Origin of the sequence: Psychrobacillus sp. FSL K6-1464 (assembly GCF_038003145.1) — a bacterium.
Lineage (GTDB): Bacteria > Bacillota > Bacilli > Bacillales_A > Planococcaceae > Psychrobacillus > Psychrobacillus psychrotolerans.
On the sequence record NZ_JBBOOP010000001.1, the window covers coordinates 504480 to 524056 of the forward strand.

The following is a 19577-nucleotide window of genomic DNA, read 5'->3' on the forward strand; positions in this document are numbered from 1 at the left end:
TATTTTTAAAATATAGAATGATAGGTGTAGAAATCACTCAAATGGAAATGATATATATTATGTCAGTAGTGCAGAAGACTATCAATAATTGATAAAGAGTCTGAAGGAGGAAAAAATTATGGCAATAGAAAAACTTAAAATTGGCATTGTAGTAGGAAGCGTTAGAAAAGGGAGAAACGCGGAGGCTGTATCGAAATGGATGTATAATTTTGCTTGCAAACGACAGGATGCTGACTATGAATTAGTAGATTTGATAAATTATAGATTACCACTTCTTGGCCAAGAGATACATGCAGAACAGCAGGAAGAAGCAAACTCTGCCATAAGAAATTGGTCTCAGAAAATGGCTACATATGATGGCTATATTTTTATAACTCCGGAGTATAACCATTCAGTAGGCGGGGCATTAAAAAATGCATTAGATTACTTAAAACCTGAATTAAACAATAAGGCGGCTGGTTTTGTAGGATACGGAAGTTTAGGAGGGGCACGTGCACATGAAAACATGCGTCTAATCTTAGGAGAACTACAGGTGGCAGATGTTCAAACCGCAGTGACCTTCTCGCTAATGACTGACTTTCAAAATATGACCTTATTCAAGCCTGCTGATTATCATGAAGGTAACGCAAATAAAATGCTAGATCAATTACTAGCGTGGAGTGGTGCTTTAAAAACACTACGTTAAGCATAAGGTAATGGAGTCCAAGGGAATAATACTTTTCCCTTGGACTTTTTACGTTATAATTAAAATGTATTATTGAAAATATTCGGATAATATAAAAGGGGTGTGGCAATGGATATTCAGAACAGAGTAGCAATTGTAACAGGTGGAGCATCCGGATTGGGGCTTGCTACTGTTACACGTTTACTCGAAAAAGGGGCTAGGGTAGTAATTTTTGATTTAAATGAAGAATTAGCAAAAAAGGCTACTCAAGAATTCGGAGATAACGTCACATACCAAATAGTTAATGTGACCAACGAAGAATCTGTCATTAAGGCAATACAGCATACGGTAGAAAAGTTAGGATCCATACATATTTGTGTGAATTGTGCAGGTATAGCTCCTCCACAAAAAGTAGTTGGAAAATCTGGAGTAATGCCTTTAGAAAATTTCAAAAAAGTTATAGATATTAATTTAATTGGAACGTTTAATACCTTAAGGTTAGCGGCTGCGGAAATGACGAAAAATGATATAAAAGAGGAATCCACTGAACGAGGCGTTATTATCAATACAGCATCAGTTGCGGCATTTGAGGGTCAAATGGGGCAAGCAGCTTATAGTGCTAGCAAAGCCGGAATAGTAGGGATGACACTTCCAATTGCAAGAGATTTATCTTCATTTGGCATACGTATAAATGCAATTGCCCCAGGATTATTCCATACACCGATGGCAGAAAGTTTAGGAGAAAAGGTAATAGAAAAATTAGAGTCTCTAGTAGAATTTCCCAAAAGGTTAGGGAGACCAGAGGAGTTTGCTAATTTAGTAGTATTTATGATTGAAAACGAATATATCAATGGAGAAGTAATTCGATTAGACGGAGCAATCCGAATGCAACCGAGGTAAAAAGAAAAGCGAAAGCGCCTATGGGGAGGGCAGTCTAAGTTCGCGACATCGTGTCGCAACGACTGCATGACCCGCATCGTGCGGGCCTATAAGCGCTGGAAGGATTTCGAGTTAAGGTGTCCTTTGCCTTTATTGAAATACTGAAGTGACTCGAGAGGCTGGTGCCCAGAGCTGGACAGGAAGAAAAGCGAAAGCGCCTATGGGGAGGGCAGTCTAAGTTCGCGACATCGTGTCGCAACGACTGCATGACCCGCATCGTGCGGGCCTACAAGCACTGGAAGTATTTTGGAAAAGGCGTCCTTTGCCTTTATAGAAATACTGAAGCGGACTCGAGAGGCTGGTGCCCAGAGCTGGACAGGAAGAAAAGCGAAAGCGCCTATGGGGAAGGAAGTCTAAGTTCGCGACATCGTGTAGCAACTACTGCATGACCCGCATCGTGCGGGCCTAAAAGCGCTGGAAGGATTTCGAGTAAAGGTGCTGTAGCTGGAAGTAGAAAAACGAAGGGTGGAAATGAGATGACAGAGGTTGTAATAGTAGATGGGGTAAGAACAGCAATAGGTAGAAGAAAAGGGGCATTTTCAGAATATCGTCCTGATGAACTTGCAGCTATTGTTTTAGATGAGTTAGTAAAGCGTGCAGGTGTGGATAAAGCAGATGTAGATGATGTCATTTTAGGGTGTGTGACACAAATAGGGGAACAAAGTGGGAATATCGCTCGAACATCAGCGTTAATTGCAGGTTTCCCAATACATGTACCAGGCGTTACTATTGATCGTCAATGTGGTTCGAGTCAGCAAGCAGTCCATTTTGGGGCGCAAGCAATTGCTTCGGGAGATATGGACATAGTCATAGCTGGAGGCGTGGAAAGCATGACACGGGAGCCTATGTTTTCAAATGTAGGAAATACAAAAGTAAGTCCTAAGCTTAGCGAGAAATATGAAATTATCAATCAAGGGTTATCTTCAGAGCGAATGGTAGAGAAATGGAATTTAACGCGTGAAGAGTTGGATAAGTATTCATCAGAAAGTCATATTAAGGCCTTCGAAGCAATTGAAAAAGGTCATTTTAAAAAAGAAATTATTCCAGTAGACGTTTTACAAGCAGATGGAACAATAACAAGCTTCAAAATTGACGAGGGTCCCCGTGCAGGCTCAACTGTTGAGGTATTAAGTGGATTGAAACCAGTATTTGATGAAAATGGTGTAATTACAGCGGGGAATGCCAGTCAAATGAGTGATGGAGCTTCTGCAGTTCTTCTGATGTCTCGTAAAAAGGCAGATGAGCTTGGCCTAAAACCTAAAGCTCGTATTATCGCTCGCAGTGTAACGGGGTCTGACCCGACGCTCATGTTAACTGGTCCTATTGAAGCGACCAAAAAAGTCCTTTTAAAAGCTGGTCTTTCAATTGAAGACATGGACACCTATGAAGTGAACGAAGCTTTTGCGCAAGTTCCACTAGTTTGGCTTCATGAAACGGGTGCCAACCCTGAAAAGTTAAATCCAGATGGAGGAGCTATAGCACTCGGTCATCCGTTAGGAGCTACCGGGACAAAGCTATTAGTTACGATGCTGCATAGGCTAGAACGCACTGGTGGACGCTATGGTCTACTAGCTATTTGCGAAGGTATGGGTATGGCGAATGCAACGATTATTGAAAGAATTGAATAGGGGGTCTAATAATGGGCAGATATAGATTTGAGACGGAAGAGCATGTGATATTCCGTAAATCTTTACAAAATTTCCTACAGAAAGAAGCTGTCCCCCATTATGATTCATGGGAAAAGGACAGATTAATTCCAAAGCAATTTTGGAGAAAATTAGGCGAGATGGGATATTTATGCCCACAAGTAGAGGAAGAGTATGGTGGGCTAGGTTTAGACTTTAGTTTTGGAGTAATTATTTCGGAGGAATTAGAAAGGGTTGGTTCAAGTCTAGTAGGGGTCGGATTGCATAATGATATTGTTGTGCCTTATATAGAGTCCTTTGGTTCACAGGAGCAAAAAGAACGCTGGCTTCCAGGCTGTATAAATGCCGACTTTATCACTGCAATTGCGATGACCGAGCCAGGAGCTGGTTCAGACTTGGCTAATATTCAAACTACAGCAATCCGCGATGGAGACCATTATGTTTTAAATGGACAAAAGACATTCATCACTAATGGTATTAATGGCAACCTATTTTTAGTAGTAGTGAAGACGAATCCAAAAGCAGAACCGAAGCATCAGGGTATAAGTTTAGTGGTTGTAGAAGAGGGGGCTCCTGGGTTTTCCAAAGGGCGCAAGTTAGACAAGGTTGGTTTACATGCACAGGATACATCCGAATTGTACTTTGAGGACTGTCGTATTCCAGTTTGTAATTTAATCGGATTAGAAGGAAAAGGCTTTGGTTACTTGATGGAGAAACTACAGCAGGAAAGATTAGTGGTAGCTATCTCTGCTCAAATTGCATCAGAGGACATGTTAGAAATGACAATGGACTATGTGAAGTCTCGTAAAGCTTTTGGAAAACCAATTGCGTCCTTCCAAAACACACAGTTCAAAATAGTAGAAATGGCTACCAAAATAGAACTTGGCAAATCGTTTTTGGAATCACTAATAGAGGATCATATTGCAGGGGAAGATGTAGTTACTAAAGTATCGATGGCGAAGTATTGGCTAACCGAAACTGCCAGAGAAATTTCAATTGAATGTATGCAACTACATGGTGGGTACGGCTATATGGAAGAATACAAAATTGCACGAAGATATCGAGACATTCCAGTTGCATCTATTTACGCTGGAACAAATGAAATAATGAAGGTAATTATCTCAAAAAACTTAGGTTTATAGTTTAAAATAGTTAAAGCTCAGCACATGAATTAATTTTCATTGTGCCGAGCTTTATTAAGTTTTTTCTTCAATTAATTTAGTTATTAATTAGTTTCCAGCATGTCTCCATTGTGTAGGAGTATCTGCCTTAGGGCAATTTGGAAAAGTAGAACCCTCTGCTAGGTCTAACTCATCACCATCTTCATCTATATATCGGCCTGCTTCTGTTACTGGTTCACCTGAATTATGGTGATGACCTTCAGCATGCTTCCAATAAGTAACTACTTCTGATTCCGGACAAGAAGGGAATTTATCACCCTTATTTAATCTTATAGTAGTTCCGGCTTCGCATGTATAGGCACCGGTTTCTTCTACTACTTCATCTGTTGCATGCTCATACTGTTGACTACCCATGTTAAATTCCTCCTTCATGTTTATAACCTCTGCTCTATATTTACCCATTGCAACCTACCTAAAACATGGCAGGTAAAACTAAATAAGTTTAATACTATCAATTCGGGGAGGTAACATCTAAGTAAAGCTACTTCTCTCCAACAAAATCTAATAAATATCGTTTAGTAGTACAAGCAAAGCAGATAGAAGTATGAGAAAGCGAGAAATTTATAAAGGTGTGCATCCATACTATCTGGATGCACACCTTTAATTTAAAAACTCATTACTTCCATACATCCTGAGAAATTTGAATCACATGATGAATTTTAGACCATTGCTCTTTCTCCGTTAAAAGGTTTCCTTCTTCGGTTGAAGAAAACCCGCATTGAGGACTCAAGCAAAGTTGTTCTAGAGGAACATATTTAGTGGCTTCAGTAATTCTATTTTTGACAAGTTCTGTATCCTCTAAAGCTCCATGTTTGGATGTGATTAATCCTAATACAATTGATAAGTCTGAACGAGTAACGTGACGAAGTGGTTCAAATCCACCTGAGCGTTCATCGTCAAACTCTAGAAATAGACCGTCTACATCTAGTTTTGCAAAAATAGTTTCCGAAACTAACTCATAACTACCGCTTGTAATATATGTGGACTTGAAGTTTCCTCGACAAATATGCATAGTAATTAACAGATCATGGGGACGTTTTGCAATAGATTCATTGATGGCACGTGCCGATAAAGCTAACGCCTCATCTAATTCCATCCCTTTTTCTTTTAAAGAAGCAATGCCTTCCTCAGAAAAAGTAGTTGCCCAAGAAGTATCATCAATTTGAAGGTAACGACAGCCCTCGTCGTATAACGCTTGAATCAAATCTTGATAAGCAACAACTAAATCTGCAAACAATTCTTCTTGGCTCGCATAAACTCCCTCTTCAATAGTAGCACGGTACAATAACATATTAGGGCTAGGTATAGTAAATTTAGCTACAGCTTCACCAACTATTCCTTGAAGAAACTTAAAGTGTTCAATCATATAGTGCGTGCTAAACCGGATCTTTTCGGTTACTTTAATACCATGTGCTCTTGTTTGTACACCTTTAAACGTTAATCCTTTGTCTGTTTCATAAAACTCTACCCCGTCAAATCCACTAAGAAAATCGAAATGCCACCATTTACGTCTAAATTCTCCGTCCGAAATAGACTGGAGTCCTATATCTTTTTGTTTGGTGACTAGTTTTGTAATTTCTTCATCTTCTATTTGTTTTAAGTGATCTGCAGTTATTTCATTATTTTCGAATTGTAGACGAGCTTCTTTTAAGCGAGCTGGTCGTAAAAAACTTCCTACGTGATCTGCTTTGAATGGTGTATTTACAACTAGTGATTTTGACATTTTATATTCCTACTTTCTCCTGTTGTTTGGATGCTATTTCTAACGATTGTTCAAAGTCAGCTATTAAATCATCAACATTCTCTAATCCAACGGAAAAACGTAGAAGGCCATCTGTTATGCCCCGCTTTTCTCTTTCTGCTTTAGGCATTGCTGCATGAGACATTTGAGCAGGGTGGGAGAGGATGGATTCTACTCCGCCAAGACTAACTGCGAATACAGGAATCCTAATATTTTCTACGAATGACTTAGCAATGGATCTATTTGGTAAACGGAAGGAAAGAACTGCACCGGCACTACTCGACTGTCTGTTATGTGTATCAAATCCTGGATGAGTGGACAGTCCAGGAAAATATACTTTTTCCACTAAATCATGCCCACTTAAATAGTTGGCAATTTTTCTCGCAGACTCAGCAGATTTTTCAAATCGTACACTTAGTGTTTTTATCCCTTGTATGAGAGAAAATGAATCTTGTGCACCTAAAATAGCACCGAATGAGTTCTGGATAAATGCTAAACGATTACCTAAATCATCATCTTTTGTAACTGCAAGTCCTGCAATAACATCGCTATGTCCGGATAAAAATTTTGTGGCACTATGTAAAACGACATCTACTCCCAAGTCCAGTGGACGTTGGTATAATGGTGTCATAAATGTATTGTCTAAAAAGGTTAAACAGTCATGGGACTTTGCAAGCTCTACTACTGCATGAATATCAGTGATACCCAAGCAAGGGTTCGAGGGTGTCTCAATGTATATTAGTTTTGTATTGGGTTGTATTGCTCTTGTAATTGCATCGATGTCAGTAAAATCTGCAAAGCTGTGCTCAATCCCAAAACGAGGCAATACTTCGGTAACAAAGCGAAAGGTACCGCCGTATACATCTTCTGTAATAACGATATGATCGCCAGAAGACAAAAGCATAAAAGCAGAAGAAATAGCTGCAATTCCCGAAGCAAATGCAAGTCCTCTAGTTCCTCCCTCTAGTTCCGCAATGGTTTTTTCAAGTGCTTCTCTTGTAGGGTTTCCCGATCGACTATAGTCATAAGGGCCGAAATTATCAAAGTTTTCTTGATGAAAAGTGGAGGATAAATAAATAGGAACATTGACAGCTCCCGTTTTTATTTCTGAATTTCCACGAGTAGAGGCGACGACTAGACTAGTTTCCAATGACTCTTTGAAATCACTCATTTTAAAACCTCACTTTCTAAAGTATTAAATACTTGTTGTAAATCTGTTATTAAATCTTCGACCTCTTCAATTCCCACCGAAAAACGAAGGAGACTATTATCAACCCCTCGTGCAATTCGCTCCATCTCCGGTATATCCGCATGTGTTTGTGTAGCAGGATAAGTGATAAAGCTTTCCACACCGCCAAGACTCTCTGCAAATACAATTAATTTCAAATTCTCTAGGAAAGGGGCAACCCACTCGCTTTTATGTAAACGGAAGGACAACATCCCACCAACCCCGGGATATAATACATCTTTAACTGCAGGCTCTTGCTTTAAAAACTCTGTAATCCTTTTAGCGTTTAAATCATGTTGCTTCATACGTAGATGAAGCGTCTTTAATCCTCTTATGAGTAACCAAGAATCGAAAGGAGAAAGGACGGCTCCTGCTGCATTATGATTAGTTTGCAGCTGTTCACTAAGTTCCGCACCCTTCGAGACGACAAGTCCCGCAAGAACGTCATTATGTCCACCAATATATTTGGTACCACTATGAATGACAATATCAGCACCCATTTCAATAGGTCGCTGTAAGTAAGGAGTAAGGAATGTATTGTCTACGATTAAAAGTAGATTATGCTCTTTTGCAACCTCAGCAAATAGTTGGATATCAATTTCCAACATCAAGGGGTTTGTTGGGGTTTCAATAAATAAAGCTTTTGTATTTTTGGTTATCAATGCTGTTACTTCTTCAGCTGATTCAAACTTTGCATAAGTGGTACGAATATTATAAGAATCTGCATACTGGTTAAATAACCGGTAGGTTCCACCATATAAATCATCAGGCGCAATTAATTCATCCCCTGAGCGAAAAAGGGACAAAACCAATTGTATAGCGGCCATGCCAGAACTACAGGCAAAGCCAGCATCTCCATCTTCTAACTTTGCAATTCCATCTTCTAAAATAGCGCGAGTTGGGTTTTTAGTTCTTGTGTAGTCATATCCTGTTGACTGCCCGATCCCATTATGTTTGTAAGCTGTTGAAAGATAAATAGGGGGATTTACCGCACCAGTTTTCTCATCACTATGGTTGCCCAATTGAACTAACTGTGTATCGATACTGTTCTTTGACATTAGATGCTCATCCTTTACAATTAAAATAAAAAAAAGAGGATTCTCTAATAAGAAGAGAACCCTCAAGTAATATTGAAGTTTGTCTTCTTATCTTCAAGACGTCAAACGTCTATTTGGAATTAGCACCATACCTAAACGTGGCTGGTTGCTGAGACATCTACGGGCCAATCCCTCCGTCTCTCTGGATAAGAAAAATATATTAAATTATCACAATTTTGAATTTAAATAAGCTTAACACGTAGATGTGTTTTTAACAAGATGCATTTTGTTCAACATCATAACAAAAATGTCCATATTAAAACAATTACTCCGAGTATTAATGATATCCAACCTACTATTAACTTGTGAGAATAAGCTAAAGCTACTAGCCCCAAAAGAACTGCTCCAGCACCTAGCCAAAGCGGAGCATAAAAGAAACCTAGCACCCCTAAAACGATACCTAACAAACCAACCCATAATCCTGTAGAAGACTCCATCGTATCCACCTCCCATCTTGTATTGTAGGAACATAAGGCATAATGCTCCTCGTAATATTATATGAAGGTTTAGGAAAGGGAGATAAACAATCGAGGGTGTATTGGGTGCTTTGCTATTTATTTAAATAAACAAAATACTAGAATGTTGTTAAAAATTTGTTATACTAACAAACAGACCCGTCGGTATGTTAGGAGGAAATTCAGATATGGATACTAAATCACTCATAATTGAAACTGCTACAACACTGTTTCAACAAAAAGGCTATAAAACTGTAGGACTAACAGAAATACTAAAAGCATGTAACGTTACAAAAGGGGCCCTTTACCACCACTTTCCAAATGGCAAAGACGAACTCTTAATAACTTGTTTACATGCTTTAAAAGAAGATATTACAACAGATATTAAAGTGATTTTCAGTAAGCATCCTTCGACTGAAGATGCCATAGTTTCCATGATTGATAAATTAATTCGTAGTTTTGAAAAGGATGGGACCATCACTGGCTATACATTTAGCAGTATCGTTAGTGAGATGGCGACAATGAGTGAGCCTGTCCGAACCGCTTGTAGTGATTTGTATGAAAATATAGAGCAAATTTATTACATTAAACTATTAGCCGATGGTTTTTCGGTTGAAAAGGCTACTGCCATTTCATTATTATTGACTGCTTCAATTGAAGGAGCAATGATGCTGTGTTTAACTCAGCAATCAACTAATCCCTTAATAAAAATTTCAAAACTATTACCAACTTTATTAAAGAATTTCTGAAAAGGAAATCCAATATATAAAAAGGATCAGTAACTCTATAATATTGTAGGAATTGTCGGCTGTTTAATGAAACAGCTTTTAATAATGCACTTAGGAATCTATGGACTAGCTTTAATCCAAGCGAAAAACCCCATTAACATGGTTTGCATATAGGATTTAAATGAAAAAATTATGGACACTTCAAAGAGTTTTTCTCTCTATAACGTTATCCTCTATTATAAAAATCGACTGTTTTGCTTCATATTAATTGCCAAGGTCTAAATAAGCTTTTTGAAAGGAAGATAAGTAAGATATGCATCAAGATAAAAGACTACCAAAGAATGGTAAAGAAGGCGCAATATTTGGCGCAATCATTTGTACATTATCAGTACTATTTATAGGATCAATCAACATAATTCTTGCAGCTGGAGGATTTAACAGTGAGGTTGCAATGGATATGTTAATCCTGTTGCCTATTATTTGGGTTATTGTGATGATTATTGAACCGTTAGCTATCGGTCGTTTTGCTGAATTTTTAGCATCTAAATTTATTTCACCAACAGACGGTTTTGCTGCTCGTATTATGTTCCGTACACTGTTCACAGTTTTAGGTATGTCATTTACAATGACTATTGTTGGAGATATCATGGGGAATGGATTTACAACTAATATATTTACTAACTTTATCCAAATTTGGCCACGTAACTTTTTAATAGCTCTATTCTTAGAAAGCTTGGTTATTCAACCTATTGCACGTTTTGTAATGGTTAAAATACATGAAGCTCAAGATAGAAAAGTATTAGTTCAAACAAATACACAAAGTATCTAGGTAAAGTAAGGTACATGGACATTGCACTTACACATCAGATGAAGCTTTCTGTAATAGGGTAAATGAATCAGGAGAAGCTACGAGATACAGTCACGTAGCTTCTCTACTTTTTTAAGTAATCCTCCAATGTCGGTTCCCTAAAAGGTGAATAAGTTAATCCTATAAAAAAAACGTCCAGACTTTTGAAAGTCTGGACGCTTTTTTTATATTGTTGAACCAGGTGTACGAATGACTAATACATCACATTTAGCTGAACGCACGATTGCTTCAGATACCGAACCAATCAAATAGCGTTCTACTGGCGTATGACCAGTTAAAAAGCAAGCCATTCTCAAGGATTCTGATTTATTTCCCACCTAGCAGGTCAAATAATCCACCAGTTATACTACCTTCACCTTTTGAACCACCACCAGGTGTTTGGGGAGCTGCTGCAAATACTTTACTAGCCAATCTACTAAACGGAAGTGATTGGATCCATACGGTACCTGGACCACGAAGAGTAGCGAAGAATAATCCCTCTCCACCAAATAAGGCTGTTTTAACTCCTTTGACCATTTCAATATTGTAGTCAACGTCCGCAGTCATTGCTACGAGACACCCAGTATCTACGCGTAAAACTTCTCCTTGTTGAAGAGACTTTCTATGAATTGCCCCACCAGCATGAACGAAAGCGAGGCCATCACCTTCTAGTTTTTGCATGATGAAACCTTCACCACCAAAAAAGCCTGCTCCTAACTTACGCTGAAATTCGATGCCAATCGTAACCCCTTTTGCTGCTGCTAAGAAAGCATCCTTTTGACAAATAATTTTGCCACGGTATTGGCTTAAATCCAATGGAATAATTTTACCTGGGTAAGGTGATGCAAAGTAGACATGTCTTTTTCCACTACCTGTATTAGTGAAAGTTGTCATGAATAAACTCTCTCCTGTAAGCATACGCTTACCTGCACCCATTAATTTGCCCATAAGACCACCGCCGCTACCAGCAGAACCCGATGAGCCATCGCCGAAAATAGTTTCCATTGAAATACCGTCTTCCATCATCATTAAACTTCCTGCTTCGGCAACAACTGTTTCCTTGGGATCTAATTCGATTTCAACAAATTGCATATCATCACCGTATAATTTGTAGTCAATTTCATGATTATTCATGAACAAATTCCTCCTTAAATTTTTCTCTACCATTTATACGAAAGCAGGGTGAAAAAGTTTCATTCTAAATATCCAAAGATTTTTAAAGGGATTTATGAAATTTTATAGAATATATGAATAATGGAAGCGTTTACATTTAAAAGTGAAAAGAGGGAATAAAATGAAATTAACTAACTTTATTAATGGCAATTGGCAAGACTCCGAGGGTGCAGATTATACACCAGTGGTAAATCCTGCAAATGGTGAACAGCTATCAGAGGTGAGGCTATCTACGGAAGAAGATGTAAATCTTGCGGTAGAAGCAGCAGTAAAAGCACAAAAAAAATGGGCACTTGTTCCTGCACCTAAACGTGCAGATTATTTATATGAAATTGGTAGGATAATGAAAGAAAAGAAAGAGCACCTTGCTCAAGTGTTAACAAAAGAAATGGGAAAAGTAATTGAAGAGGGACGCGGAGAAGTTCAGGAAGGCATTGATATGGCGTTTTACATGGCAGGAGAAGGGCGCCGATTATTTGGAGAAACAACCCCATCGGAATTGGCAGACAAGTTTGCGATGAGTGTCCGTTCACCTATTGGAGTAGTGGGGCTCATTACACCATGGAATTTTCCGGTGGCAATTGCTACGTGGAAATCCTTTCCCGCTATAGTGGCAGGAAATGCATTTATTTGGAAACCGGCAACGGAAACTCCGATGATGGCATATGAAATGGCTAAAATCTTTGAGGAAGCCGGACTTCCACCTGGAGTGGCTAATGTCGTTTTTGGGTCAGGTTCTCAAGTTGGGACAGCTATGATCGAACATCCAGATGTAAAGGTTATCTCGTTTACTGGTTCTACAGAAACAGGGAGTAAGGTAGCCGAGCTTGGTGGTCGTCACTTAAAGAAAGTTTCTCTTGAAATGGGTGGAAAGAATGCAGTAATCGTCATGGAGGATGCAGACCTACCATTAGCAGTGGAAGGTATTTTATGGAGTGCCTTTGGAACAGCGGGACAAAGATGTACAGCATGTAGCCGAGTTATTGTGCATAAAGATGTAAAAGAAGACTTAGAAAAAATGCTCCTAGAACAAATGGAAAAACTAACGATTGGCGATGGACTAGATGAAACGGTGAAAATTGGTCCAGTTATTAATAAAAATGCTCTGGAAAAAATCCATTCCTATATAAAAATTGGACAAGATGAAGGGGCAACTCTCCTAACTGGAGGGGAAATATTAAGTGAGGGTATGTTGGCAAAAGGAAATTATTATGCCCCTACGTTATTTACAAACGTGAAGCCAAATATGCGAATAGCGCAGGAGGAGATTTTTGGTCCGGTTGTTTCCTTGATAGAAGTAGGTTCTCTAGAAGAAGCGATTGAAGTAAATAATGGAGTGAAATTTGGATTATCCAGCTCAATTTATTCGAATGATGTCAACAAAGTATTCCGTGCACAGCGTGATTTAGATACTGGAATTGTATATATTAACGCAGGTACAACGGGCGCAGAAATTCACCTGCCTTTTGGAGGAACAAAAGGGACTGGAAACGGACATCGCGATTCAGGAGTAGCAGCATTAGATGTGTATACAGAATGGAAGAGTATATATATAGACTACAGTGGGAAATTACAACGCGCACAAATAGACACAGAATAATAGGGGGGAAATTATATGATAGTTGCTGTATTAGGTGCAGGGTTAATGGGGAAAGAAGCAGCTCGTGATTTAGTGTTAAGCCCAAACGTGGATAAGGTTCTTTTATGTGATCTAGATGTAGGTCAAGCGAAGATGTTTAAGGAAAGATTGCAAAACTCCAAGATTGAAGTTTTGAGACTAGATGCTAACGAGGATGATAGCATACGCAAGATCATGAGAGAAGCGGATGTAATTATTAATGCATTATTTTATACATTTAACGAAAAAATAGCGCGGCTTGCTGTAGAAGAGGGAATCCATTCTATTGATCTGGGAGGACATATTGGAGGAGCAACGGATCACGTATTAATGCTTCATGAAAAAGCTAAAGCTAAGGGGATTACTCTAATTCCGGATTTAGGTGTTGCTCCTGGAATGATTAATATATTGGCTGGATACGGAGCTTCCAAACTTGATGAAGTGAATGCTATTCGTTTATATGTCGGTGGAATACCAGTTGAACCAGAGGGGATTTTTGGTTACAATATTGTTTTTTCATTGGAAGGGGTCTTCGATCATTACACAGATGCTTCACATGTCGTGAGAGAAGGGAAACTTCAGGAAATTCCTTCACTTTCAGAAGTAGAACCGATTACTTTTGAAGGATATCGTGAACTGGAGGCATTTCATACAGCAGGTGGGACTTCAACTCTACCTAAATCTTTTCCGAATGTGGATACACTTGAATACAAAACGATTCGATATAAAGGACATGCAGAAAAATTCAAACTGCTCGTAGACTTAGGGCTAACAAACAAAAATACAGTTGTTAATGTGAATGGCAATATGGTAAAGGCTCGAGATGTATTAAAGGAAGTCCTAACACCTCAGTTATTACTCGGGGATAAAGAGGATGCAGTATTGCTGCGGGTAATTGTAGAAGGTTTAAAAGATGGGATGCCTACAAGCTTCACTTACGAACTGGCGACCAAAAAAGACTCCCTATCAGGTGAAACAGCAATGGCTAGAGCTACAGCAAATACGATTTCCATTGTTGCGCAAATGATTGGTAACAACGTCATCAAAAATCGGGGAGTATATCCACCTGAATTAATCGTTCCTGGCGAATTATATATAAGAGAGATGGCAGCAAGAGGCGTAGAAATAAAAGAATCTAGTACTAGAGGTGAGTAAAGATGAACTTTGACTTCTCAGAGGAACAACTACTGTTGCGCAAAACAGTTCGGCAGTTTGTAGATCATGAAATAATTCCTCATATGGCAAAATGGGAATTAGACGGTGCATTTGATCCTGCCATTTGGAAAAGACTCGCAGACCTTGGATTGATGGGTGTTTGTATACCTGAAAAATATGGTGGCAGTGGAATGGATTATAATTCTCTTGCTATTGTTTGTGAGGAATTGGAGCGCGGAGATACGGCTTTTCGGACGGCAGTTTCAGTTCATACCGGTTTAAATTCCATGACCTTAATGCAATGGGCAACAGAAGAGCAGAAGATAAAATATTTGTTGCCACAAGCAAATGGTGAAAAAATTGGAGCGTTTGGTTTAACAGAACCAGGTGCAGGTTCAGATGTAGCTTCGATGTCTACAGTAGCAGTACTTGATGGTGACGACTATATATTAAATGGCCAAAAGACATGGATCTCCCTTTGTGATGTGGCTGATCATTTTATTGTTTTTGCTTATACCGATAAATCTAAAAAGCATCATGGTATTAGTGCGTTTATCGTGGAGCGTACACTGGACGGATTTTCATCTAAAGCGATTAAAGGTAAATATGGCATTAAGTCAGGAAATACAGGAGAGCTATTTTTTGATAATATGCGGGTGCCAAAAGAAAATCTTCTTGGGAAAGAGGGAGAAGGATTTAAGATTGCCATGTCAGCCCTAGATAATGGTCGATTCACAGTAGCAGCAGGAGCTGTTGGACTTTCAATAGCTTGTTTGGAAGCAAGTGTGAAGTATAGCAAAGAACGTCAAACGTTCGGAAAAGAGATTGGCAGACATCAGCTTGTTCAACAGATGATTGCTAAGATGGAGGCCGGACTTCAAATGAGTCGCCTTCTCGTATACCGTGTAGGCGAACTAAAAAACAAAGGTGTGCGCAACACAAGAGAAACATCCCTAGCAAAATGGCAGGCATGCGATTTTGCTAATAAGGCAGCAGATGATGCGGTGCAAATACATGGTGCATATGGATACTCCGATGAATATCCAGTAGCTCGATATTTGAGAAATTCTAAGGCTCCAGTTATTTATGAAGGAACGCGAGAGATTCATACAATTATGCAAGCAGAGTACGTCCTCGGTTACCGAGAAGACAAAACGCTAAGCAATATGCTGCCGAAGTGGCCATTTGACGAATAAAGCTTTAGTAGCAGCATGACCATAAACAAAAGCTCCCGAAGAATCTATTCGGCAGGAGTTTAACTTTAATATAACCCAGTACTTCTAACTAGCCCGCTAAGTGATAGGAGTTAATTTATTATATAATTTATAACACTAAGCGTGATTTTCGGGAGGAACAAGAATAATAATTGCCTCTATTTGCTACGGATGAATTTAAAAGTTATAATATGAATATATATTGATAAACTATATTAGAAAAATATTAAGTCTGAAAGTGGCTATTTTAGTCACTTTCTTTGTTTTTTTATAAAGTAAAGGTTTCATCAGTATTTGTTTTTTTATAGTTGGTTCTATAAGATTAGCTTAAATGGAAGAAAGAAGGTGTTCCTTATTGGATACAGATTATGAATTGGTAGTGGAGAGCTGTTTACTTGCAGGACGGTTAATGATGGAAAGTGGTGCTGAAACGTATCGAGCAGAAGATACGATGGACCGCATGGCAATTTCACAGGAACTAACGCAATCTCAAAGCTTTGTCACTCCAACAGGGATCATTTTTAGTGGGAATAAAAACCTTCCAACAAGATTAGTACGAATAAATGCTAGAACGACGGATTTAGGTAAAATCGCCTCCGTTAATAATGTATCTAGAAAATTAGCTTTTAGAGACATTACAATTGAAGAGGCATATAGCGAGCTTAAACAGATTGAAGATGAACATAAAACCTATCCATTTTGGATTCAAATAGTTGCAGCGGCAATTGCTTCAGGTGCATTTCTTTTATTATTTTCCGGAAAACTAATAGATGTACCTACTGCTTTACTTGCAGGAGGAATTGGTTATGCAATAGCAGATCGGTTAGAGATAAGGACGAGGGTTAAATTTTTTGCGGAATTTTTTGCGGCGTTTGTGGTTACTGTCATTGCAACCATTTCAGTTGCCACTGGTTTGGGAAGTGAAATAGATACCATCATTATTGGTTCTGTTATGCCACTTGTTCCAGGTCTACTCATCACCAATGCAGTCCGCGATTTAATGGCTGGTAGTTTTGTGTCCGGTCTATCCAAGGGAGCAGAAGCTTTCCTCACAGCGTTTGCAATTGGAGCCGGAGTCGCGCTAGTACTATCACTGTAGGGAGGATTCAAATTGATATATGTAGTTCAAGGTATTTTAAGTTTTATCGCAGCTGCAGCGTTTGGAGTAGTATTTAACGCACCTAAGAAATCGCTGTTTTACTGTGGAGTAGTGGGCATGACCGGTTGGATTGTTTATATGTATGTGAACTCGTTAAATCAGGATCAGGTGAGTGCATCGTTTGCAGGGGCCTTCACCGTTGCATTCGTATCCCATATAATGTCCAAAAAGTTTAAAATGCCGATGATTATTTTTAGTGTTGCAGGAATCATTCCATTAGTCCCTGGAGGCACGGCTTATAATGCCATGAGAAGTGTTGTGGAAAAAGATTATGCATTAGCTCTTGAATTTGCTTCTCTAGCTTTACTGATTTCAGGCTCGATTGCAATGGGGTTAGTATTTGCTGAAATTATTACACAGCTTTGGACGAAAGCAATTCTAAGAATAAAAACAAAACCGTGAGCAAAGAGACTTTGTCTTTGCCCGCGGTTTTTAAATTTTCAAGTCCGCGAGTATATCACCAATGAGCGCTGGTAATCGAAGAACGAAAGCGAGTAACCGAATGAATACAGCGAGTAAATGCTCAGCGACCGCAAGTAATTACCTGAAAAATAATGTAAAAAAAAGTCTGCCCTGGGGACAGACTCTTTAAATGTTTCGTATTTTATAGCATTTTTTCTACTTCTTCTGCGGAAATTGGCGGGCTAATGTAATAGCCTTGGACTGCGTCACAGCCGACTCGTTTAAGTAGAGCAAACTGTTCGGCACTTTCTACACCTTCCGCGACCACTTGAAGGTCTAATGATTGGCCAAATTGCACCAAACCTTGAACAAGCTTCTCGAGTTTTTCTTGTTTAGTTACAGAATTTATGAAAGATTTGTCTATCTTCAACTTCCCAATTGGTAACATTTGCAAGTATCGTAAAGAAGCATAGCCTGTTCCGAAGTCATCTAACACAAAGACGATTCCATCTTGCTGCAGCTTCTGTATTTGCTGAACAATTGCTTTTTCTGCTTCTGCTTCGAGTGCAAATTTTTCCGTAAATTCGATTTGGATAAGTTCTGGAGAACATTTGTACTTTTCAAGTACTTTTCGAATGGTCTTTACCATATTTTTATCTCTAAATTCGCGAATAGAAGAGTTAAAGCTCACTTTGATAGGCATTCCTTTTTGAGCCCAAATAGCAGCTTGCTCACAAGACTTTTCTAACATAAACTGACCAATCTCATTGATCAATCCTGTTTCCTCAGCGATAGGAATTAGTTCCTCTGGTGAGACCGTGCCCAATACACTATCTTCCCATCTAACTAATGCCTCTACAGAAGTTATTGCTCCAGTTTTGACATCTTGTTGAGGCAAGAACATGACATGTAAATCACGATGATTCAATGCTTCTAATAATCGTTTTTCAATTTGAACCTTACGAGAAAGTTTTGAATGGTCAGATTTGGAAAGAGTCGCAATCATACTGCCCCCCTCTAATTTAACCTTTTGAATTGTATTAGTAGTTGCTTTTAATAAATGGAGGTAAGATTGCTGATCTTCCGGATACCTTGTAATTGCTCCACTAACAGTAATCGGGATTATTTTGCTGTCTAAATAGATTGGATTTTGCTTTAAATAATTGGCAAATCCTTGTATATACCAGTCACTTAAAGGAGTGACTATTGCAAAATCATCTCTACCAGATCTTGCTATAATAGAATCTTCAAAGTAGATTTTTAATCGTTTAGTGAACTCATTTAACATTTTTGTTTCTGTTTGATCATTAAAAATTTCTTTTAACGTATAAAATTGATCAATGCCAATGAACACAAAAGAAAATGATTTTTTTTCATTAATATATTCATTTACTACTTCTTCTAGACGATGTCTGCTTAGCAAACCTGTTTCTGTATCTACATAAGCTATTTGTTCAAGTTTAGTCTGCATTAATTTTTTTTCTGTTATTTCATCTTCCAATAATAAAAAGTAAGGAGTATTATTTTGAGTATTGTGGATTGGAATAGCGAGTAAATTCACCCAAAAAGTAGTTCCGTCTTTTGTGATTTTCTCCACGGATCCTTGAAATACTTTTCCATCTCGAAGACGCGTAATTATTTGGTTCCCAATTGCCATATGTTCAGGGGTGTCCGGGAGTAACTGCCAAAATGATTTTCCGACAATTCGTTTAGGAGTCCAGGCACTCTTTTTCAAAAACTTATCATTCGCATGCATGATTAGTCCCTCGGGATCTATATAGACGATCATGTAGGAATTAGACAATCCTTTTTTTATGAGTTGAAGCTCATGAAAAGAAGATGCTTCCATGAGATCCTTTGTATCTGTTTTAATCTGAAATAATACATAGCGCGTGTCTTGCCATGAAAAAGACTTTGCTACGATGGAAGTTTTTATAGCTATTCTATCTTTTGAATATAGAACTACAGGACTAATCTCAAAGGGATCCTCTGTTTGTAAAATAGTTTCCCAATTTGCAGTTATGTGACCTTGTGTATAGTCTGTAAAGAATGGTACATCCATGTCTTGTAAATCATTAATAGAGTAACCTAATTGTTTTACTGCTTCTTGGCTACACCAGACGATCTTGCCTTTGTTGTCCGTCATAAAACTCGGTGTCGGCAAATGTTTAAAAAAGGTGTTGCCTAGGTCTAAAGATTCTTCCTTGAGAAACATATACAGGGCCTCCTTAAATAGTCTAATATTTTTTTTATTTCGTTTCTAAAAGTCATTAGTATAATACCATATATTCATTTATTTATAAACAGGTGGGTAAAAAGTACTTTCGAAA

18 protein-coding genes, 1 pseudogene and 1 riboswitch are annotated in these 19577 nt (G+C 38.5%); of the genes and pseudogenes, 11 read left to right on the plus strand and 8 right to left on the minus strand.

What is annotated here, in order from left to right; genetic code table 11:
* Window positions 1-118 precede the first annotated feature (118 nt).
* The 4 genes from MKX39_RS02495 (at window position 119) to MKX39_RS02510 (ending at window position 4391) form a co-directional block, all read left to right on the plus strand.
* On the plus strand, window positions 119-685 hold the full coding sequence (locus MKX39_RS02495; RefSeq protein ID WP_340768148.1) for an NADPH-dependent FMN reductase: 567 nt from the start codon (window positions 119-121) through the stop codon (window positions 683-685).
* A gap of 108 nt (window positions 686-793) precedes the next feature.
* Complete coding sequence (locus tag MKX39_RS02500; protein WP_340768149.1) at window positions 794-1564, plus strand: 3-hydroxyacyl-CoA dehydrogenase; 771 nt, start codon at window positions 794-796, stop codon at window positions 1562-1564.
* 515 nt (window positions 1565-2079) lie between these two features.
* Window positions 2080-3231 (plus strand): thiolase family protein, encoded by a 1152-nt coding sequence (locus MKX39_RS02505; protein WP_340768150.1) that lies wholly within the window; start codon window positions 2080-2082, stop codon window positions 3229-3231.
* Between the two features lie 11 nt (window positions 3232-3242).
* A complete protein-coding gene (locus tag MKX39_RS02510) occupies window positions 3243-4391 on the plus strand; it encodes an acyl-CoA dehydrogenase family protein (protein ID WP_340768151.1) in 1149 nt (382 codons plus the stop codon).
* Between the two features lie 87 nt (window positions 4392-4478).
* On the opposite strand, the gene MKX39_RS02515 is transcribed toward MKX39_RS02510, so the two are convergent.
* From MKX39_RS02515 to MKX39_RS02535, 5 genes are all read right to left on the minus strand, one after another.
* A complete protein-coding gene (locus tag MKX39_RS02515; RefSeq protein ID WP_340768152.1) occupies window positions 4479-4784 on the minus strand; it encodes a hypothetical protein in 306 nt (101 codons plus the stop codon).
* Between the two features lie 262 nt (window positions 4785-5046).
* On the minus strand, window positions 5047-6153 hold the full coding sequence (locus MKX39_RS02520; RefSeq protein WP_340768154.1) for a 5-methyltetrahydropteroyltriglutamate--homocysteine S-methyltransferase: 1107 nt from the start codon (window positions 6151-6153) through the stop codon (window positions 5047-5049).
* A gap of 1 nt (window position 6154) precedes the next feature.
* On the minus strand, window positions 6155-7342 hold the full coding sequence (gene metC, locus MKX39_RS02525) for a cystathionine beta-lyase (protein WP_093535961.1): 1188 nt from the start codon (window positions 7340-7342) through the stop codon (window positions 6155-6157).
* Window positions 7339-8457, minus strand: coding sequence for a methionine biosynthesis PLP-dependent protein (locus tag MKX39_RS02530; protein WP_340768157.1), 1119 nt, complete (start codon window positions 8455-8457; stop codon window positions 7339-7341). Before MKX39_RS02530 ends, metC begins: the two co-directional genes overlap by 4 nt.
* Before the next feature lie 84 nt (window positions 8458-8541).
* Window positions 8542-8649, minus strand: a riboswitch (SAM riboswitch).
* 83 nt (window positions 8650-8732) lie between these two features.
* Window positions 8733-8933, minus strand: a complete 201-nt coding sequence (locus MKX39_RS02535; RefSeq protein WP_093535957.1) for a hypothetical protein — start codon at window positions 8931-8933, stop codon at window positions 8733-8735.
* Between the two features lie 206 nt (window positions 8934-9139).
* Between MKX39_RS02535 and MKX39_RS02540 the strand changes: the two genes are divergently transcribed.
* Complete coding sequence (locus tag MKX39_RS02540; protein WP_093535955.1) at window positions 9140-9700, plus strand: TetR/AcrR family transcriptional regulator; 561 nt, start codon at window positions 9140-9142, stop codon at window positions 9698-9700.
* Window positions 9701-9992: 292 nt separating this feature from the next.
* A complete protein-coding gene (locus MKX39_RS02545) occupies window positions 9993-10508 on the plus strand; it encodes a DUF2798 domain-containing protein (protein WP_340768158.1) in 516 nt (171 codons plus the stop codon).
* A 203-nt stretch (window positions 10509-10711) separates the two neighbouring features.
* On the opposite strand, the pseudogene MKX39_RS02550 reads toward MKX39_RS02545, so the two are convergent.
* Window positions 10712-10822: pseudogene (locus MKX39_RS02550) on the minus strand (universal stress protein); the annotation flags it as partial.
* 31 nt (window positions 10823-10853) lie between these two features.
* Entirely contained in the window at window positions 10854-11660 is an 807-nt protein-coding gene (locus tag MKX39_RS02555; protein ID WP_093535949.1) for a TIGR00266 family protein, read from the minus strand.
* A gap of 160 nt (window positions 11661-11820) precedes the next feature.
* On the opposite strand from MKX39_RS02555, the gene MKX39_RS02560 reads away from it, so the two are divergent.
* The 5 genes from MKX39_RS02560 (at window position 11821) to MKX39_RS02580 (ending at window position 17247) form a co-directional block, all read left to right on the plus strand.
* A complete protein-coding gene (locus MKX39_RS02560) occupies window positions 11821-13299 on the plus strand; it encodes an aldehyde dehydrogenase family protein (RefSeq protein WP_340761398.1) in 1479 nt (492 codons plus the stop codon).
* Window positions 13300-13314: 15 nt separating this feature from the next.
* Window positions 13315-14472 carry a saccharopine dehydrogenase family protein gene (locus MKX39_RS02565; protein ID WP_340768159.1) on the plus strand — a complete coding sequence of 386 codons (1158 nt, stop codon included), beginning with the start codon at window positions 13315-13317 and terminating at the stop codon, window positions 14470-14472.
* A 2-nt stretch (window positions 14473-14474) separates the two neighbouring features.
* Window positions 14475-15668, plus strand: a complete 1194-nt coding sequence (locus MKX39_RS02570) for an acyl-CoA dehydrogenase family protein (protein WP_340768160.1) — start codon at window positions 14475-14477, stop codon at window positions 15666-15668.
* Window positions 15669-16017: 349 nt separating this feature from the next.
* Window positions 16018-16785 carry a threonine/serine exporter family protein gene (locus tag MKX39_RS02575; RefSeq protein ID WP_093535941.1) on the plus strand — a complete coding sequence of 256 codons (768 nt, stop codon included), beginning with the start codon at window positions 16018-16020 and terminating at the stop codon, window positions 16783-16785.
* Between the two features lie 12 nt (window positions 16786-16797).
* On the plus strand, window positions 16798-17247 hold the full coding sequence (locus tag MKX39_RS02580) for a threonine/serine exporter family protein (RefSeq protein WP_340768161.1): 450 nt from the start codon (window positions 16798-16800) through the stop codon (window positions 17245-17247).
* A 202-nt stretch (window positions 17248-17449) separates the two neighbouring features.
* Here MKX39_RS02580 and MKX39_RS02585 read toward each other — a convergent pair whose 3' ends face one another.
* Window positions 17450-19462, minus strand: coding sequence for an EAL domain-containing protein (locus MKX39_RS02585; RefSeq protein WP_340768162.1), 2013 nt, complete (start codon window positions 19460-19462; stop codon window positions 17450-17452).
* Window positions 19463-19577: the final 115 nt, after the last annotated feature.

Excerpts from the sequence above, each read along its gene's own strand:
- MKX39_RS02495 (WP_340768148.1), top strand. The coding sequence starts at position 119 with ATGGCAATAGAAAAACTTAAAATTGGCATTGTAGTAGGAAGCGTTAGA.
- MKX39_RS02500 (WP_340768149.1), top strand. The coding sequence starts at position 794 with ATGGATATTCAGAACAGAGTAGCAATTGTAACAGGTGGAGCATCCGGA.
- MKX39_RS02505 (WP_340768150.1), top strand. The coding sequence starts at position 2,080 with ATGACAGAGGTTGTAATAGTAGATGGGGTAAGAACAGCAATAGGTAGA.
- MKX39_RS02510 (WP_340768151.1), top strand. The coding sequence starts at position 3,243 with ATGGGCAGATATAGATTTGAGACGGAAGAGCATGTGATATTCCGTAAA.
- MKX39_RS02515 (WP_340768152.1), bottom strand. The coding sequence starts at position 4,784 with ATGGGTAGTCAACAGTATGAGCATGCAACAGATGAAGTAGTAGAAGAA.
- MKX39_RS02520 (WP_340768154.1), bottom strand. The coding sequence starts at position 6,153 with ATGTCAAAATCACTAGTTGTAAATACACCATTCAAAGCAGATCACGTA.
- metC (WP_093535961.1), bottom strand. The coding sequence starts at position 7,342 with ATGAGTGATTTCAAAGAGTCATTGGAAACTAGTCTAGTCGTCGCCTCT.
- MKX39_RS02530 (WP_340768157.1), bottom strand. The coding sequence starts at position 8,457 with ATGTCAAAGAACAGTATCGATACACAGTTAGTTCAATTGGGCAACCAT.
- MKX39_RS02535 (WP_093535957.1), bottom strand. The coding sequence starts at position 8,933 with ATGGAGTCTTCTACAGGATTATGGGTTGGTTTGTTAGGTATCGTTTTA.
- MKX39_RS02540 (WP_093535955.1), top strand. The coding sequence starts at position 9,140 with ATGGATACTAAATCACTCATAATTGAAACTGCTACAACACTGTTTCAA.
- MKX39_RS02545 (WP_340768158.1), top strand. The coding sequence starts at position 9,993 with ATGCATCAAGATAAAAGACTACCAAAGAATGGTAAAGAAGGCGCAATA.
- MKX39_RS02555 (WP_093535949.1), bottom strand. The coding sequence starts at position 11,660 with ATGAATAATCATGAAATTGACTACAAATTATACGGTGATGATATGCAA.
- MKX39_RS02560 (WP_340761398.1), top strand. The coding sequence starts at position 11,821 with ATGAAATTAACTAACTTTATTAATGGCAATTGGCAAGACTCCGAGGGT.
- MKX39_RS02565 (WP_340768159.1), top strand. The coding sequence starts at position 13,315 with ATGATAGTTGCTGTATTAGGTGCAGGGTTAATGGGGAAAGAAGCAGCT.
- MKX39_RS02570 (WP_340768160.1), top strand. The coding sequence starts at position 14,475 with ATGAACTTTGACTTCTCAGAGGAACAACTACTGTTGCGCAAAACAGTT.
- MKX39_RS02575 (WP_093535941.1), top strand. The coding sequence starts at position 16,018 with ATGGAAGAAAGAAGGTGTTCCTTATTGGATACAGATTATGAATTGGTA.
- MKX39_RS02585 (WP_340768162.1), bottom strand. The coding sequence starts at position 19,462 with ATGTTTCTCAAGGAAGAATCTTTAGACCTAGGCAACACCTTTTTTAAA.